Source organism: Streptomyces sp. NPDC005141, from assembly GCF_053599975.1.
Genome location: NZ_JBSFYW010000032.1, coordinates 1 through 15,075 on the forward strand (window position 1 = coordinate 1; position 15,075 = coordinate 15,075).

Annotated in this window: 11 protein-coding genes and 1 pseudogene; 6 read left to right on the forward strand and 6 right to left on the reverse strand. The window is 72.6% G+C overall.

All coding sequences use genetic code 11. The features are described from left to right. Both ACWD68_RS23950 and ACWD68_RS23955 read left to right on the forward strand, forming a co-directional pair. A partial coding sequence (locus tag ACWD68_RS23950; RefSeq protein ID WP_451808483.1) for a glycosyltransferase family 2 protein occupies positions 1-668 on the forward strand: 668 nt, incomplete at its 5' end. Between the two features lie 339 nt (positions 669-1,007). Next, positions 1,008-4,349, forward strand: coding sequence for a BTAD domain-containing putative transcriptional regulator (locus ACWD68_RS23955; RefSeq protein WP_451808484.1), 3,342 nt, complete (start codon positions 1,008-1,010; stop codon positions 4,347-4,349). A gap of 186 nt (positions 4,350-4,535) precedes the next feature. On the opposite strand, the gene ACWD68_RS23960 is transcribed toward ACWD68_RS23955, so the two are convergent. The 3 genes from ACWD68_RS23960 to ACWD68_RS23970 all read right to left on the reverse strand — a co-directional run bounded on the left by ACWD68_RS23960 (position 4,536) and on the right by ACWD68_RS23970 (position 9,552). Continuing rightward, positions 4,536-6,227: a bifunctional 3'-5' exonuclease/DNA polymerase gene (locus ACWD68_RS23960; protein ID WP_451808485.1), complete on the reverse strand. Its 1,692-nt coding sequence runs from the start codon at positions 6,225-6,227 to the stop codon at positions 4,536-4,538. 130 nt (positions 6,228-6,357) lie between these two features. Continuing rightward, on the reverse strand, positions 6,358-7,098 hold the full coding sequence (locus tag ACWD68_RS23965; RefSeq protein WP_451808486.1) for a Clp protease N-terminal domain-containing protein: 741 nt from the start codon (positions 7,096-7,098) through the stop codon (positions 6,358-6,360). A 330-nt stretch (positions 7,099-7,428) separates the two neighbouring features. Continuing rightward, positions 7,429-9,552 (reverse strand): FtsX-like permease family protein, encoded by a 2,124-nt coding sequence (locus ACWD68_RS23970; protein WP_451808487.1) that lies wholly within the window; start codon positions 9,550-9,552, stop codon positions 7,429-7,431. Between the two features lie 357 nt (positions 9,553-9,909). On the opposite strand from ACWD68_RS23970, the gene ACWD68_RS23975 reads away from it, so the two are divergent. Continuing rightward, positions 9,910-11,037 (forward strand): DUF2786 domain-containing protein, encoded by a 1,128-nt coding sequence (locus ACWD68_RS23975; protein ID WP_451808488.1) that lies wholly within the window; start codon positions 9,910-9,912, stop codon positions 11,035-11,037. 25 nt (positions 11,038-11,062) lie between these two features. On the opposite strand, the gene ACWD68_RS23980 is transcribed toward ACWD68_RS23975, so the two are convergent. Both ACWD68_RS23980 and ACWD68_RS23985 read right to left on the reverse strand, forming a co-directional pair. Next, positions 11,063-11,611, reverse strand: a complete 549-nt coding sequence (locus tag ACWD68_RS23980; protein ID WP_451808489.1) for a DUF4232 domain-containing protein — start codon at positions 11,609-11,611, stop codon at positions 11,063-11,065. 272 nt (positions 11,612-11,883) lie between these two features. Further along, the gene (locus ACWD68_RS23985) at positions 11,884-12,390 is read right to left on the reverse strand and encodes a hypothetical protein (protein WP_451808490.1); all 507 of its coding nucleotides are present in this window, start codon (positions 12,388-12,390) and stop codon (positions 11,884-11,886) included. Between the two features lie 66 nt (positions 12,391-12,456). Here ACWD68_RS23985 and ACWD68_RS23990 point away from each other — a divergent pair. Next, positions 12,457-12,690: pseudogene (locus ACWD68_RS23990) on the forward strand (SRPBCC family protein); the annotation flags it as partial. A 205-nt stretch (positions 12,691-12,895) separates the two neighbouring features. Further along, positions 12,896-13,180, forward strand: a complete 285-nt coding sequence (locus tag ACWD68_RS23995) for a DUF397 domain-containing protein (protein WP_406365887.1) — start codon at positions 12,896-12,898, stop codon at positions 13,178-13,180. A gap of 167 nt (positions 13,181-13,347) precedes the next feature. On the opposite strand, the gene ACWD68_RS24000 is transcribed toward ACWD68_RS23995, so the two are convergent. Beyond that, a complete protein-coding gene (locus ACWD68_RS24000) occupies positions 13,348-13,866 on the reverse strand; it encodes an ATP-binding protein (RefSeq protein ID WP_451808491.1) in 519 nt (172 codons plus the stop codon). Positions 13,867-14,204: 338 nt separating this feature from the next. Between ACWD68_RS24000 and ACWD68_RS24005 the strand changes: the two genes are divergently transcribed. Continuing rightward, positions 14,205-15,029, forward strand: a complete 825-nt coding sequence (locus tag ACWD68_RS24005) for a helix-turn-helix domain-containing protein (protein ID WP_266765787.1) — start codon at positions 14,205-14,207, stop codon at positions 15,027-15,029. The last annotated feature ends 46 nt before the right edge of the window (positions 15,030-15,075 follow it).

The following is a 15,075-nucleotide window of genomic DNA, read 5'->3' on the forward strand; positions in this document are numbered from 1 at the left end:
TCACTGCAGAGAAGCTGCGAGAGGAGGGGGAGGTGGAGGGCGTCCTCCCGCGCCACGACGACGGGCTGCTCGTCGACGCCGACGTGCTGCGCAAGGTGCGCGACCTGTACGCCGCCCGGCCGCGGCTCGGCATCGTCGGCTTCCGCATCGCCGACGAGCACGGTGAGACCCAGCGCCGCCATGTGCCCAGGGTCGGGGCCAAGGACCCGATGCGCGGCGGTCCGGTCACCGGCTTCCTCGGCGGTGGTCACGCGCTGTCCATGCCGATGCTCACCGAGACCGGGGACTGGCCCGCCGAGTTCTTCTTCGCGCACGAGGAGACCGACCTCGCCTGGCGGGCCATCGACGCCGGCTGGACCGTGCTGTACGAGCCCGAACTGCTCCTCCAGCACCCCAAGACCTCGCCCGCCCGGCACGCCATCTACTACCGCGTGACCGCCCGCAACCGGGTCTGGCTCACCCGCCGCAGGCTGCCCCTGGCGCTGATCCCGGTGCACCTGGGGATCTGGATCGTGCTCACGCTCCTGCGGACGCGGTCGGCCGGCGGGCTGAAGGCCTGGTTCGGCGGATTCGCCGAGGGGCTGCGGCAGTCCGGCGGAGAGCGACGCCCGATGCGGTGGCGGACGGTGTGGCGGCTCACCCGGCTCGGGCGCCCGCCGGTCATCTAGGCAGGTCCTGGGACCGGCCGGGTCCTGGACCCGGCTCATCGGCCCTGTAGGACCTGGAACGGACGGAGGCCCCGGTCGATCACCTCGACGACGGGGCCTCTCACGTCCCCGGATCCGGCCACGGCGGCGACACTCCCCCGAGTTACGCGTAGTACGCGCGCACCGTCGGGCCAGATCCGATGTATTGATCACATCAGTCCCCGCCAACGGATCGCTAACATGGGGCCAACGGTTCCTTCGGGAACGATCAGTCGGTCGGCGGGAAATCGTCTCGAGAAGGCGGGAACCCGCCGTGGTGCGCGGCCGGAGCGCCGGGCGGAGAGGCAGTGGGGCGGCGAGATGCGGAACGGGCTGCGGTTCGGGCTGCTGGGGCCGCCGGTCCTGTACGACGCCGACGGCGGGGTCGGCTCGATCGGCAGCGGCAAGATGCGCGCCCTGCTGGCCGCTCTGCTCCTCGAACCGGGCCGGGTCGTCTCCGTCGACGTGCTCAAGGACGCGCTGTGGGGCGGGGCACCACCCGCCTCCGCCCAGGCATCCCTGCAGAACCATGTGACCCGGCTGCGCCGTCTCCTCGACGATCCGGAACGGCTGCGCGCCGTACCGCCGGGGTACGTCCTGCGGGTCGGTGAGGGCGAGTTGGACGTCCGCGTCTTCGAGCGGCACGCCGCCTTCGCGCGCGACGCGCACGCCGAGCGGGACTGGGAACGGGCGCTGCGCGAGTCCACCGCCGCGCTCGCGCTGTGGCGCGGCACCCCGCTGAGCGGCCTGCCGCCCGAGACCGGCGGACACGCCTTCGTCCAGCGTCTGGAGGAGGCCCGGCTGCTGGTCCTGGAGTGGCGGTACGAGGCTGAGCTGTGCCTCGCCCCGACGGCCTCCCGGCTCGACCGGCTGGCACCGGAGCTGGCCGCCCGCACGGCCGAGCATCCGCTCCGCGAGTCCTTCCACCGGCTTCTGATGCTGGTCCTGCACCGCACCGGACGCCAGGCCGAGGCCCTCGCCGTCCACCGCGACCTGCGGGCCCGCCTGGTGGAGGAACTCGGCATCGAGCCGGGACCCGCCGTGCGCAGGGCACACCTGGAGATCTTGCGGGACAGCTACCGGGGTCCGGGCGGGGGCCGGGACGGTGACGCGGGCGGGGGCCGGGACGGTTTCGAGGACGGGCACCCGGACGGTTTCGAGGACGGGGCTCAGGAAGGGGATAGGGGCCTGGACACGGATGTGGCTCCTCGCCCGGCTCAACTCCCTCCGCCCCCGGCGTACTTCACGGGCCGCGAGGACGTCCACGATCAACTGCGACTGATCTTGGACCCGGGCCGCCCGGTGGACCCGGAGAGCCCGGAGAGTCCGGAGCATCCTGGCGGCGAGCGCGGCAGCACCGCGTCCGGCAGCACCGCGTCCGGCAGGGCTGTGTCCGCCACGGCCGCGTCCGGCAGGGCTGTGTCCGCAGGCGCGCCCGGCGACGGGAAGAGCGCGGGGGCGATCGCCGGGATGCCCCCTGTCGCGGTGATCAGCGGGATGGCCGGCGTCGGCAAGAGCGCGCTCGCGCTGCACGTCGCCCACGGGTTGAGGGAACGTTTCCCCGACGGCCAGCTGTACGTCAACCTGCACGGCGCCACCCCCGGCATGACCCCTCTCACCGCCGGTCAGGCGCTCGCCGCGCTCCTGCGCGACCTGGGCGCGGAACCCCGGCGCATTCCCGAACACCCGGACGCGGCGGCGGCGTTGCTCCGTTCGATGCTCGCACCCACCCGCACCCTCATGGTGCTGGACGACGCGGGGCACGCCGCGCAGGTGCGGCCACTGCTGCCGGCGGGCGCGGGCTGCGCGGTGATCGTGACGAGCCGCTCGCCGCTCACCGCCCTGGACGGCGCCGACCGATTCCCGCTCGCTCCGCTGACGAAGGAGGAGAGCGCGGCACTGCTCCGCGCGGTCTCCGGCCGCCGGGACGGACTCGACGGCGGTCACCCCCTCGTCGAACTCACCGGCCGGCTGCCGCTCGCCCTCCGTGTCGTCGCGGCCCGCCTGGCCGCCCGCCGCGCGCTCACCCCGGACGTCCTGGCCGGTCAACTGGCCGCCACGGAAGGACGGTTGCATCATCTGGAGTACGACGACCTGAGCGTGCGCCGCTCGCTCGCCGTAGCGCACGACGCACTGCGCGCCTCCGAGCGTGAGGCCGACCGGGACGCGGCGCTCGCCCTGTGCCGGATCGGCGCGCTCGACCTGCCCGTCTACGGAGCCGCCCTCGTCGCCCGCCTCACCGGCACCGACGAGCGCCGCGCCGAGGCCGCGCTCGACCGCCTCGTCGATGTCGCCCTCCTGGAGGAGACGGCCTACGGCCGCTACGCGCCCCACGACCTCGTACGGGATTTCGCCCGGGAGATCGCGGGCGCGGCGGAGTGCGTCGTCGCGACAGCGGGCGCAGGCGCTCGGGTCGCCGGGGTCGGCGGGGTCCCCGGGGACCGTGTCGTCGCCTCCGGCGGTGACGGGACGGCCGCCCCGGACAGCAACGGCAGCGCCGTACCCCCCGGTCACGACGTGGTCGCCGCCGTTCCCCCCGGTCACGACGCGGTCGTCGCGGAGCGCGCCCTGCGCTGGTACGCCGGTGTCGCCGCCCGTTCGCTGGAGGTGATCCTCGAACCCGGTCTCGACCGGGAGGACCGCAGCCGGCCGACCTCCTCGCAGCCGCCTGGGCACGCGGCGGACGTCGCGGCCATGCCCCCGTTCTGTTCGGCGCGAGAGGCCTTCGCCTGGTGCGACACGGAACTGGCGAACGTGGTCGCGTTGGCGGAGCGGTACGCGCAGACCTCGCCGTACGTCCCCCTGCTCGCACGCATGCTCAACCCCTACATCCAACGCAGTGGCCGCGTGGCCGAATCGGAGGTCCTCCAGCTGGCCGCCCTCGAAGCGGCTCGGCGGCTCGGCGACGAGGCCGCCGAGGCGTACGCGCTCGGCGATCTCGGGGGTCTGCACTTCGTGACGGGCCGTGTGGGCGAGGCTCTGACCCTGAACGACCAGGCGCTCGCGATCTGGCGCCGACTCGGGGTGCTGTCCTGGATGCGGCGGGGGCTGAACAACCGGGGCATGCTGCTCGAAAGCCTCGGCCGTTACGCCGAGTCCGGTGAAGCCCTGCTCCAAAGCCTCCAGTTCTCCAGGGAGTTGAGCGACCCGCACATGGAGGCCATCACCTACAGCCACCTCGGCAACCTGTACGAGCACACCGATCCGCGGGCCGCCATCGACCACCACAAGCGCAGTCTCGCGATCGGTGACGCCGTGCAGGACGTGATCATCCGGCACTCCGCGCACTGCAACATCGGCTACGCCCACCTCACGCTCGGCGAACCCGCCGCCGCCGTACCGCACTTCGAGGAGAGCCTGCGCATCCTGGGCGGCCACGGCGACTGGCACGGCGAGTCACAGACCCGGCTCGGCCTGGTGCGCGCCCTGCGTGGCGTCGGCCACTGGGAACGGGCCGCGCGCGAATGCGACCTCCTGCGGTGCCGCGCCGACCGTCGCGCCGACCGGTACACCGGGGGCCTCGCCCGTCACCAGCGGGGGCTGCTGTTGCGGGATCGGGGCGACGCCGAAGCGGCGTATCAGGAGTGGGCGTCGGCGCTGGAGGCGCTGGAGGAGACGGACAGCCCGGTGGCGGGCGAACTGCGGAAGCTGCTCGCGACGTAGCGCTGCCCACCCTCGGTCCCCGCGCACTTGCCGCTGCCGAGACCGTCGCTGTCGCCGACGCCACTGCTGGAACCGACGCGACCGCTGGCGCCGCCGACGCGACCGCTGGCGCCGACGCCGACATCACCGTCTTCGCCGTTCCGCACGGAATCCGGGGCCGAGAACGCAGGAGGCCGCGCGGGCGGGCTACTTGGCGTCCGCGTAGCAGCGCACCACCGCCGTCGTGAACGGGAAGCGGACCGGCGTCTCCCCGAAGGTGAGGCGGCCCGCGAGTTCGGCCGCGTCGCGGATGGCGGCCACCACGGTCTCGGCCTCCTCCTCGGGGCAGTGCACGATCACCTCGTCGTGCTGGAAGAAGACCAGCTCGGCGGCGAGCTGGGAGCAGGTGCGGCGCAGTGCCGCCAGGACCAGCAGGGCCCAGTCGGCGGCGCTGCCCTGCACGACGAAGTTGCGCGCGAACCGTCCGCGGGCACGGGAGTTGGAAGAGGCGTAACCCGGCACCCAGCCCTGGTCGACGGCGGTCTCGACGGGGGCGTCCTGCGGGATGCCCGCCTCTTCCCCGCTGTCCTCGCCCGTCCCGGCCGCCGGTGGGCAGGTCCGCCCGAGCCAGGTCCGCACGAGGCGCCCCTCCTCGCCCGCGCGGGCCGCGTCGTCGACGTAGGCCACGGCCTTGGGGAATCGGCGGCGGAGCAGCGCGAGGTTCTTCAGCCCGTCGCCGGACGTCTGGCCGTAGACGGCGCCGAGCACGGCGAGTTTGGCCTGAGCGCGGTCGCCGGAGAAGGCCCGGTCCGACACGGACTGATAGAGGTCGCTCTCGCGGCCCGCGACCTCCATCAGGCCGGGGTCGCGCGAGATGGCCGCGAGGACGCGGGGCTCCATCTGGTCGGCGTCGGCGACGACCAGCCGCCAGCCGGGGTCGGCGACGACGGCACGACGGATCACCTTGGGGATCTGGAGGGCGCCGCCGCCGTTCGTCACCCAGCGTCCGGTGACCGTCCCGCCCGGCAGGTATTCGGGCCGGAACCGGCCGTCACGCACCCAGTCCTGGAGCCAGGACCAGCCGTGGGCGACCCAGATGCGGTACAGCTTCTTGTATTCGAGCAGCGGCTTCACGGCCGGATGGCCGATCGACTCGATCTCCCACCGCCGGGTGGACTTGACCTTGATCCCGGCCTGCGCGAACGCCTTGACGACGTCGGCGGGCAGATCCGGTCTGACCCGTCTGCCGAAGGCGGCGGAGACCTCGTCGGTGAGCTCGGCGAGGCGCCGGGGCTCACCGCCTCCGGTGTACCGCTCGCCGAGCAGTTCGTGCAGCACGTCCCGGTGGACGTCCCCGCTCCACGGCAGCCCCGACTGGTTCATCTCGGCGGCGACCAGCATCCCGGCGGACTCGGAGGCCGTGAGCAGCCGCATCCGCTCCGGGTGCGCGGTGGTGCCGTGGCGGCGCTGCTGGTCGGCGTACACCGTGAGGAGATCCGCCAGCGGTACGTGGACCGGGCGCGGTTCGAAGAGGGAGGACTGCGAACCGGGCTCGGCGGAACGCTGCGGCGGATCCGGCGGCACGGGGCCGCCGCGCAGTCTCGCCAGCGCGGCGGCCGCCGACCGGGGCTCGCCGAGCCGCCCCTCGTGTCCGAGCAGCAGGGTCTCGGCGGCCTCCATGTCGTAACACCGCTCCACTCGCACCCCCGTGGCGAGCAGTCTCGGATAGACATCGGCCGTCGACCGCCACACCCACCGGCTCACGTCCGGCCGGGTGCGCACGGCCTCAGCGAGGTCCGCCTCCCGGCGGACCGGCCCCGTGGGCAGCCCGTCCGGGCCGAGGGCGGCGATCTCCGCGCCACCGTCCTCGGCCGGCGCGAGAGCCCAGCGCTCGGTCATGCTTCCGAGTCTCGCAGGGGGGTCTGACAATGCCGTCCGGCGACGCGGCGACGCGGCGGGCGGCGCGTCGGCCCGACGCCGCGGACACGAGGACCAGGCCCCGCCGCCTCCCGTTGTTCGTTGCCCTCCGCTATCCGTTCCCCTCCGCCGCCCTCTGCTTGACGATCTCCTCGAGCATGCGTCCGATGTGTGCCTCGGACGCCGCCTTGTCGACGCCGGCGGAGCTGAGGACGCCCTCGCCGTTCTCGAACTCCAGGAGGGCGAGCAGGATGTGCTCGGTGCCGACGTAGTTGTGGCCGAGGCGGAGGGCCTCGCGGAAGGTGAGTTCCAGGACCTTCTTGGCGGCGGGGCCGTACGGGACCAGTTCGGGGACCTCGTCGGCGGCGGGCGGGAGTGCCGCGGTGGCCGCCTCGCGGACGGTGTCCAGGGAGACGCCCTGGGCGGTGATCGCCCGGGCGGCGAGCGCGTCGGGCTCGCTGAGCAGGCCGAGGACGAGGTGCGCGGGCAGTCCCTCGGTGCCGCCGGCGGCCTTGGACTCGCTGTGCGCGGCCATGACCACCTTGCGGGCCCGCTCGGTGTAGCGGCCGAACCCCTGGCTGGGGTCGAGGTCCGCCTCCGCCTTAGGTACGAACCGCTTCTGCGCGGCCTGCCGGGTGACTCCCATGCTCCTGCCGATGTCCGTCCAGGACGCCCCCGAACGCCGCGCCTGGTCCACGAAGTGCCCGATCAGGTGGTCGGCCACGTCACCCAGGTGATCCGCCGCGATCACCGCGTCCTGGAGCTGGTCGAGCGCGTCGCTGTGAGTCTTCTTGATGGCCTCGATGAGGTCGTCGAGACGCACGGATGCCTTGCCGGGTGGATTCGTCGTCATGTGTCAACGGTAGGTTGACAGGCTCGGAGTGTCAACCCGAGGTTGACACTCGACCGGGGCGGCGGCGCCCGCGAGTCGGGGGACGCATGGGCAGGCCGGGGGAAGCGTTGCGTCGGGCGGGGGCGTTGCGCCGACCGGGGAAGGCCGCCTCACCCCGGGGTTCCGCCGACCGGGGGAGGGCTGAGTCGACCTCGGGGCGTTGCGCCGCCCCGGGAGTCAGGCCTTGCCGAGCAGTCGCGCCGGGCGAGCAGTCGCGTCGGGCGAGGAGTTGCGCTGAGCCGAGGAGCCGCGTTGGGCCGAGCGGTCGCGTCGGGCGACGGGGTCGTTCCGTCACGTCCGCCGCCACGCCCCCGCCACCGAAGCCCCCACCCCGATCACCAGGCACACCCCCACGCACCCGGACAGCGGTCCCCAGGGCACCACCACGCCCACCGGTGCCGACAAGCGCCCCAGTGCTCCCGCCAGTCCCGCGAGATTCACTCCGGCGACGGCGGCCCCGAGTGCCGCGCCCACGCAGACCGTGACCGCCGCCTCGCCCGCGACCACGCCCAGCACCTGAGCCCGGGTGGCGCCCGCCCGGCGCAGGGACCGGAGCTCCGCACCCCGCGCGGAGGTCGCCATCAGGCAGGTGCCGGCGAGGGAGATCCCGGCGTGGACGAGGGCGATACCCAGGACCACCAAGAACCCGAGCCGGGTCTGCGGGCCGCTGCGCGGGTGGGTCGCGGCCAGCCAGGCCGGGGCGGTGCGCACCGTGCCGCCGGAGAGCCGCAGCGCCTTCGCGACCTCCGCCGGGTCGGCTCCGCGCAGCACCCGCGCGTCGAGGCGGTCGACGGTCGCACCCGGCGCGTTGGCCGCCGTCACGTACGCCCCGTTGTCGCCGGTGCCGCGCGCCAGTACGGCCGCGATCCGCAGCCGGGCGGGCCGCCCGTCGCCGAGCCGGACGGAGACCCAGGAGCCCACCTCGTGGCGTTCCCACTCCTCGCCGACGACGATCGAGCGGTCGTCGAGATCGCGCACGTCGCCCGCGACCACCGGCAGCCGGGTCACCGACACGAACGCCGCCACGTCGCTCACCGCCCGTGCGTCCGACCGTATGAGCGCGGTCCCTTCCTCGCGCACGAAGACGGCGGTCGACGCGGTCCCGGACACTGTCGCGCCGGGCACCGTCACCTTCTTCAAATGCTCACCGGTGACGACGAACTGAGCCCGCGTCCGCTCCCGTGCCTCCGTCGCCCGCGCCCCCGTCACGGTCGCCGCCGAGCCGAGCAGCGATCCGGCCAGCGCGACCGTCACCAGGGCGGGAGCCGCCACGGCGGCGGTGCGCCGGACGGAGGCCGCCGCGTTCTCGCGGATCAGCAGCCCGTACGCGCGAGGGAGCCGCCGGAGCGGAAGCAGCCGTACGGCCGGACCGACCAGCATCGGCGCCAGCACGGCCACCGCCGTGATCAGCACCATCGGCTGCGTCGCGTAGGTCTTGCGCTTCAGCAGCGCCGCCGGGTCCGCGTACAGCGTCCAGGCCGTCAGCCCGAGTCCGGCCGCCAGCAGGACCACCCCGGTCACCCGCCGGGAACGCGGCATCACGCCCGTGTCCACCGACGCCTCGCGCAGCGCCTCCAGAGGGCCGGTCCGCCCCGCCCGCCGCGCGGAGGCCCAGGCCCCCGCAAGGGCCACCGACACCCCTGTGCAGAAGGCGACTTCGTACGGCCAGTACGTCCCGTCCCGCAGTGCGAACCAGGGCGGCGCCACCCCGCCGTCCACCAACGACCGTACGAGCAGGGGCGCTTCACGGCCGCCCAGCACGCAGCCCGCCGCCGAGGCCGTGAGCCCCACCGCGAGCGCCTCCCCGAACACGGTCCGCCGGACCTGCCCCGGCAGGGCGCCGACCAGCCGCAGCAGCCCGAACTCCCTTCGCCGCAAACCCACTACGAACGCGAAGGTCGACGCCGTCACGAAGACCGAGACGAAGGCCGTCACTCCGGCCGCCGTGCCCAGCAGCGCGCCGACTCCGACGAGCGCCTCGGCGTCCCGCGCGGCGGAGGGGTCGGCCCGGTGCCGTTCGTCGCCGGTGAGCACGCTGGCGCGGTCGCCGACGAGCCGCCTTACGGCCGCGACAGGAGCGTCGACGCCGACCGCGTCCCGGGCCGCGCCGTCGGTCCGGACCCGTCCCAGCGTCCCGAGTTCGGCGATCAGCGCGCTGTCCACAGGGTGTGGATGCGCCAGCGGTTTCGACACCAGGGCGGTACCCGGCCCCCTACGGACCTCCATCGTGAGAGTGTCCTGGCCCATCACCACGACCGGCGAGGCCGCGAAACGGGTCGGCGGGCGCGCGGGCGGATCGAGCGCGGCGGCGAGGCCCAGCCCCATGGCCGTCATCACCGCCACTCCGAGCGTGACGGCGACAAGACACCCGAGAAGCGACGGCCAGCGCGACCGCAGCGACGCGATGCTCAGCACGTCACCCACTCCGCCCCGGTCTCCCCGGTCGTCCAGGTCGCACCGGTCGCCCAGCTCTCCCCGGCCTCCTTGTTCCTCCCGGTCCCCCCGGCCGGGCGATCCGCGCTCACATCGCCCGGCGGGGCGGTGCCCCGGCGATCCCGGCTCGCGGACCGGAGACGTACGGAGGACCGGAGACGTACGGAGGGCTGGAGGGGGGAGGAGGGCAGGCCTGCGGTGGACGGGAGAGGTGCGGCGGTGTTCGGCATGGCTCCAGCGAACCGTCCTCCGGCCGCCCGGGCACGACCACCAGGGGGCGTCCCGGGGGTGGGGCAGGCCATACCTCAGGGCCCGGTCGGCCCGTGACACGATCGGGGAATGAGTACGTCCAGCACCGTGGAGCGCGCCTTCGGGGCCGCCCTCTACGCCGACTCCGCATCAGCCCTCGACACCGGCGCCTCCCTGCTCGCCGCCGATCCGGCTTCCGACCCCGAACTCGCCCGGCGCGGTGCGGAGTTCGTCGCGGCGGCCTGGCGGCGCGGCTGGCAGCCCGCCGACGTCGTACGGATCGTGCGGCGCGACCTGGACGACGTACACGTACGCCTGGTGACGTCCTCGATCCTCGAGGAGCGGGACGGGGACCGCATGGCCCGGGGTGCGCGCTGGGCGGCCCAGCTCGACGAGCTGGAGGCCGAGCCCCACGACGTCCGCACCGACCGTTTCTCCCGCGCCACCGCCGTCCTGGAGCTCTACCGTCTGCTCCTGCGCCTGCCCGCCATCGAGCCGCTGGACGTGCCCCGGGCGGCGACCACGGCGGCCGCTCCCCAGGAGACGCGCATGCTCACCCGCATCCGCGCCCTGCTCGCGAAGGCGGAGGCGACCGGGTTCCCGGAGGAGGCGGAGGCGCTCAGCGCCAAGGCGCAGGAGCTGATGGCGCGGCACAGCATCGACGAGGCGCTGCTCGCCGCCCGGACCCACGCGAAGGACGCGCCCGGCGCCTGCCGGATCGGCGTCGAGCCGCCGTACGAGACGGCCAAGGCGGTGCTGCTGGACGCGGTGGCCGGCGCGAACCGCTGCCGGGCCGTGTGGAACGAGGCCCTCGGCTTCTCGACCGTGGTCGGCTTCGAACCCGATCTGGAGGCGGTCGAGCTGCTCTACACCTCGCTCCTCGTGCAGGCCACGGCGGCGATGACGAAGGCGGAGGCGGCGCAGCGGGCGGGCGGCCGCAAGCGCACGAAGACCTTCCGGCAGTCGTTCCTCGCCGCCTACGCGCACCGGATCGGCGACCGGCTCGCGTCGGTCGCCGAGGGCCAGGTGACCGCTGCGGAGGGGGAGTTGCTGCCGGTGCTCGCGGCCCGTGACGTGGCGGTCGCGGACCACCTGGACCGGATGTTCCCCGAGACCGTGACGACCCGGATGCGAGGGGTCACCGACGAGGCCGGATGGCACGAGGGTGCCGCGGCGGCGGACCGGGCGCAGGTCAGAGGCCGGCGCCCGCTCCCGTAGAGCCCGGCAGGGCGTTCGTTCGTCGTCAGTCGCCCGCGTGCTGGAACGCCGTCACGGAGGCGTTCGGCTCGCTCGCCGATCCCTTGCCCGCGACCGGGCCGTACGACCACGGGAAGTCCTGGGTGGTGTCGGCGCCGGGCAGGGCGATCTTCAGGGTCTTCGCGGCGAGGGTCTTCGCGTCGCCGTCCGCGCCCCGGACGTAGGTGATGGTGAAGGACGCGGTGTCGCCCTTGGCGAGGGTCAGCTGCGCCGGCTGCGCGGACTCGTCCGCGACGATGTCCGCGGAGGTGCCGCCCGCCTGTACGGAGAGGCCGGGGAAGCCCTTCAGGGTGCAGGGGGCGCCCTTGTTCGTGAGGGTGACCGGGATGTTGCCCGTGTCCCCGGCGGCCGTGGCGGCGTTCGCGGGACCGACCTGGATGCCGGTGTCACCGATCCCGCAGGCCGCGACGGCGGCCTTCTTCGCGGGGGCGGAGGAGCCTCCGGATTTCCCGGAGTCGCTGGAACCGCCGTCGTCGCAGGAGGTCAGGGCGAGGGCCGCCGCGAGGACGGTGACGGCGATGGGCAGAGCGCGCATGGGTTCCCCTGGGGGTCGTGACGATGTGCATGGATCATCACGCACGCGGGTCCACCTAGGTTGCGCACCCCTGGCCGTTCACCCGCCCCGGACCGATATCGCCCGTTTTTGTCCTAAGGCCTTCCCCGCGCTGACGGAATGAGCCGACTCCGGGCCGAAGGGGATCGCTCTTTCGGGCCCGGCCATCGTCCGAGTCCGAGCCCGAGTCGGCGTCCGGGCCCGAGAGGGCGGCCCGCTCGTGTAGGTGCGCCCGGATCGGGAGCCAGGCCGGGTCAGGAGCCGAGGCTCGCGGTGGGCAGTCCGCTGGGCAGTTCCCCGCCCTCGCTCTTGGTGTACGTCTCCTGGCCGAGGTCACCCTTCCAGGTGACCTTCAGGGTCGTACCGCCGACGGAGTCGACCATGCCGACGGCACGCTTCTTGCTGCCGTCCGTACAGGTGAGGCGGATCATCCGCATGTTCGCCTCCTCGGACGAGGTGCCGCTGCACATGGTGCCGCCGGTCGCGAAGAGGCCCGCCTGCCCGCCGTTGATCATCAGGACCACGGCCTTGCCGCCCGCGGTGGTGAGCCAGCTGCCCTGGAGCTTGCCGCCCGCCGCGGACGTGTTCCCGGAGCCACCGCCCGTACCGGCGCCGTCCGTGGGGGACGCGCTCGGGCTCGCGGACGGGTCCCCGGAGTCGTCGCCGCCGCTGCTGCAACCGGTCAGCATGAGCGCCGCGGCCAGACCCACGGCCGCTCCCGCGGTGCGCGCCTGGCGGAACGGGAAGGTCGCCGTAGTCACTGAAGCCCCCAAGGGTGGGATGGATGCGGGTCGCCCGGACGGTCGCAGCAAGCTATCAGGAGGACCCATGAGAGGGAGCGGATGCCGAGCGTCCGGTGGGCGGACGGGGACGCCTCCCGTCCCGCCGGGTGGACCATTACTTGGACACTGGAACAGGAAGGGCGCGGTATGCGTCTCTTTCTAGTACACGAGGGATCCGATCCGGACGATCCCGCACAGATGATGGCGCGGAAGATCACGCACGGGGGCTGGAGATCGCATGTGACGCGATCTCCGGGGAATGCGCTGGACCGAATGTAGTCCGTTCCGCACTCCGGTGAGCTGCAGGCCGTAGTCGGTAGAACGACAGCCGGTAGTCAAGTGCCGGTAAAAGCTGTAACCGCAGGACCACCCCGCGTGCACGTGCATCTGCCCATGCATTTGCACATGAACAGAGCTATGATCCGAGTCAGTTGACTACTGCATCTATGGCCACCTCAGCCACTGCACGACCGGGGAGCGACCTGTGGACCACGACGTGTTCGACGTGGATGACGTGTACGACGGCATGGCTGAAGACGTGTACAACGGCATGGCCGCGACCGAGCTGAACGGCGTCGCCTGGCAGAAGAGCCGGCACAGCAACTCACAGGGTTCCTGCGTGGAGTTCGCGCGGCTGCCCGGCGGTGACGTGGCCGTGCGGAACTCGCGGTTCCCCGAGGGGCCCGCACTCGTCTACACGCGTGCCGAGATCGAGGCGATGCTGCTGGGCATCAAGGACGGCGAGTTCGATCATCTGATCGCGGGCTGACGGCCGTGATCGCGGGCCGTTTCGAGCGAACCAGCCGAGGGAGCGCCGACCGCAGGAGTGCCGGCCGTGGGAGTGCCGGCGGGCACATCGGCGTCAAACGAGGGCAATCCTCACTTGTCGTTCAGTAACGCGCGTAGAACCGCGGCGCCGAAAGGCGCCGCGGTTCGTCATTCGGAGGGGAGCGCGGCCGGGGGTTGCGGTCCCACCCGGAACAGCGCCCACACGACCTTGCCGCTGAGCGTTCCGGCGAGCGGATGCCAGCCCCAGCTGTCGGCGAACGAGTCGACAAGGAAGAGACCGCGTCCCGACTCCGCCGAGAAGTCGTCAGAGTCGCCGGCGACCGGACTGTCGTGGCTGGGGTCGCGCACCGCGCACACCAGACGCGAGGTCCACCGCATCAAGTGCAGCCGTACGGGCGGCCCTTGATCGTCCTTGCGGGGCGTGTCCGAGGGCAGCGCGTGCCGCAGGGCGTTGGTGACGAGTTCGGAGACCACCAGACAGACGTCGTCGAAACGGTCGCCGATCTCCCACTGGTCCAGCGTTCCGCGGGTGAACTGCCGGGCTTCGCGCACCGCTTCGTAGCGGGCGGGCAAGGCGCACGAGGCGGCGCTGGACACGGCCGCGGGATCGAGAGGCGGAAGTCCCTGCCGTAAGGGTTCGAGCATGGTCGATCCATTCGTCCCCATGCGAGGCACTCCCGGGTGTTCGCGGTCGTTGCGATGCAGCGGTGGCGCGGGGACCATGGTTCCGAATGCGTACAGCAGATGCAAGGGCAGATGCACGTGCACGCGCCCGAATTGAACCTTCCTCTCCTACTTCTTACTCATTTCTTCTGTCACCTTATTCCCAGTTGTTGACGCCGTACTGCTCCTTTCCTGTGCGGCTCCTTTGGCTACTTTCCGTTTCCGTAACCGAACGAGTACTGCTTGAAGTGTTTTAGTGGCAGACTTCGGCGTCTGGAAGACGGTTGGGGAGGCTGACGAACGTGAGCGCTGGTGAGTCGAGCGGCTCGGTGGTGCGGCGCATGCTGCTGGGGTCACATCTGCGGCGCCTGCGTGAGGCGCGTGGCATCACCCGTGAAGCGGCCGGCTACTCGATCCGCGCCTCCGAATCGAAGATCAGCCGCATGGAGTTGGGAAGGGTGAGCTTCAAGACGCGCGACGTCGAGGACCTGCTGACGCTCTACGGCATCAACGACGAGGCCGAGCGCACCTCCCTGGTCTCGCTCGCCAAAGAGGCCAACGTCGCGGGCTGGTGGCACAGTTACTCCGACGTCCTGCCCAGCTGGTTCCCCACCTACGTCGGCCTCGAAGGCGCGGCCCACCTGATCCGGGTGTACGAAGTGCAGTTCGTGCACGGCCTGTTGCAGACCGAGGCGTACGCCCACGCGGTCGTCCGGCGCGGGATGAAGGGTGCCTCCGCCGCCGACGTCGACCGGCGTGTGGCCCTGCGCCTGGAGCGCCAGAAGTACCTCGTCTCCGAGAACGCCCCCGAGTTCCACATCGTCCTCGACGAGGCTGCGCTGCGCCGCCCGTACGGCGACCGCGAGGTGATGCGCGGACAGCTCCAGCATCTGATCGAGGTCTCGGAGCAGCCCAACGTACGGCTTCAGGTCATGCCGTTCAGCTTCGGCGGGCACTCCGGTGAGAGCGGCTCCTTCACCATCCTGAGCTTCCCGGAGTCCGACCTGTCGGACGTCGTCTATCTGGAGCAGCTCACCAGCGCGCTCTACCTGGACAAGCGCGAGGACGTCACCCAGTACGAGAGCGCGCTCAAGCAGCTGCAGCAGGACAGCCCCGGGCCGTCCGAGAGCCGCGATCTGCTGCGGGGGCTGCTCCAGCTCTCCTGAGAGTCTCCACAGACTTCCCAGGCCTTCTTCAACTCCCTTGAAACAC

Excerpts from the sequence above, each read along its gene's own strand:
- ACWD68_RS23955 (WP_451808484.1), top strand. The coding sequence starts at position 1,008 with ATGCGGAACGGGCTGCGGTTCGGGCTGCTGGGGCCGCCGGTCCTGTAC.
- ACWD68_RS23960 (WP_451808485.1), bottom strand. The coding sequence starts at position 6,227 with ATGACCGAGCGCTGGGCTCTCGCGCCGGCCGAGGACGGTGGCGCGGAG.
- ACWD68_RS23965 (WP_451808486.1), bottom strand. The coding sequence starts at position 7,098 with ATGACGACGAATCCACCCGGCAAGGCATCCGTGCGTCTCGACGACCTC.
- ACWD68_RS23975 (WP_451808488.1), top strand. The coding sequence starts at position 9,910 with ATGAGTACGTCCAGCACCGTGGAGCGCGCCTTCGGGGCCGCCCTCTAC.
- ACWD68_RS23980 (WP_451808489.1), bottom strand. The coding sequence starts at position 11,611 with ATGCGCGCTCTGCCCATCGCCGTCACCGTCCTCGCGGCGGCCCTCGCC.
- ACWD68_RS24000 (WP_451808491.1), bottom strand. The coding sequence starts at position 13,866 with ATGGGGACGAATGGATCGACCATGCTCGAACCCTTACGGCAGGGACTT.
- ACWD68_RS24005 (WP_266765787.1), top strand. The coding sequence starts at position 14,205 with ATGCTGCTGGGGTCACATCTGCGGCGCCTGCGTGAGGCGCGTGGCATC.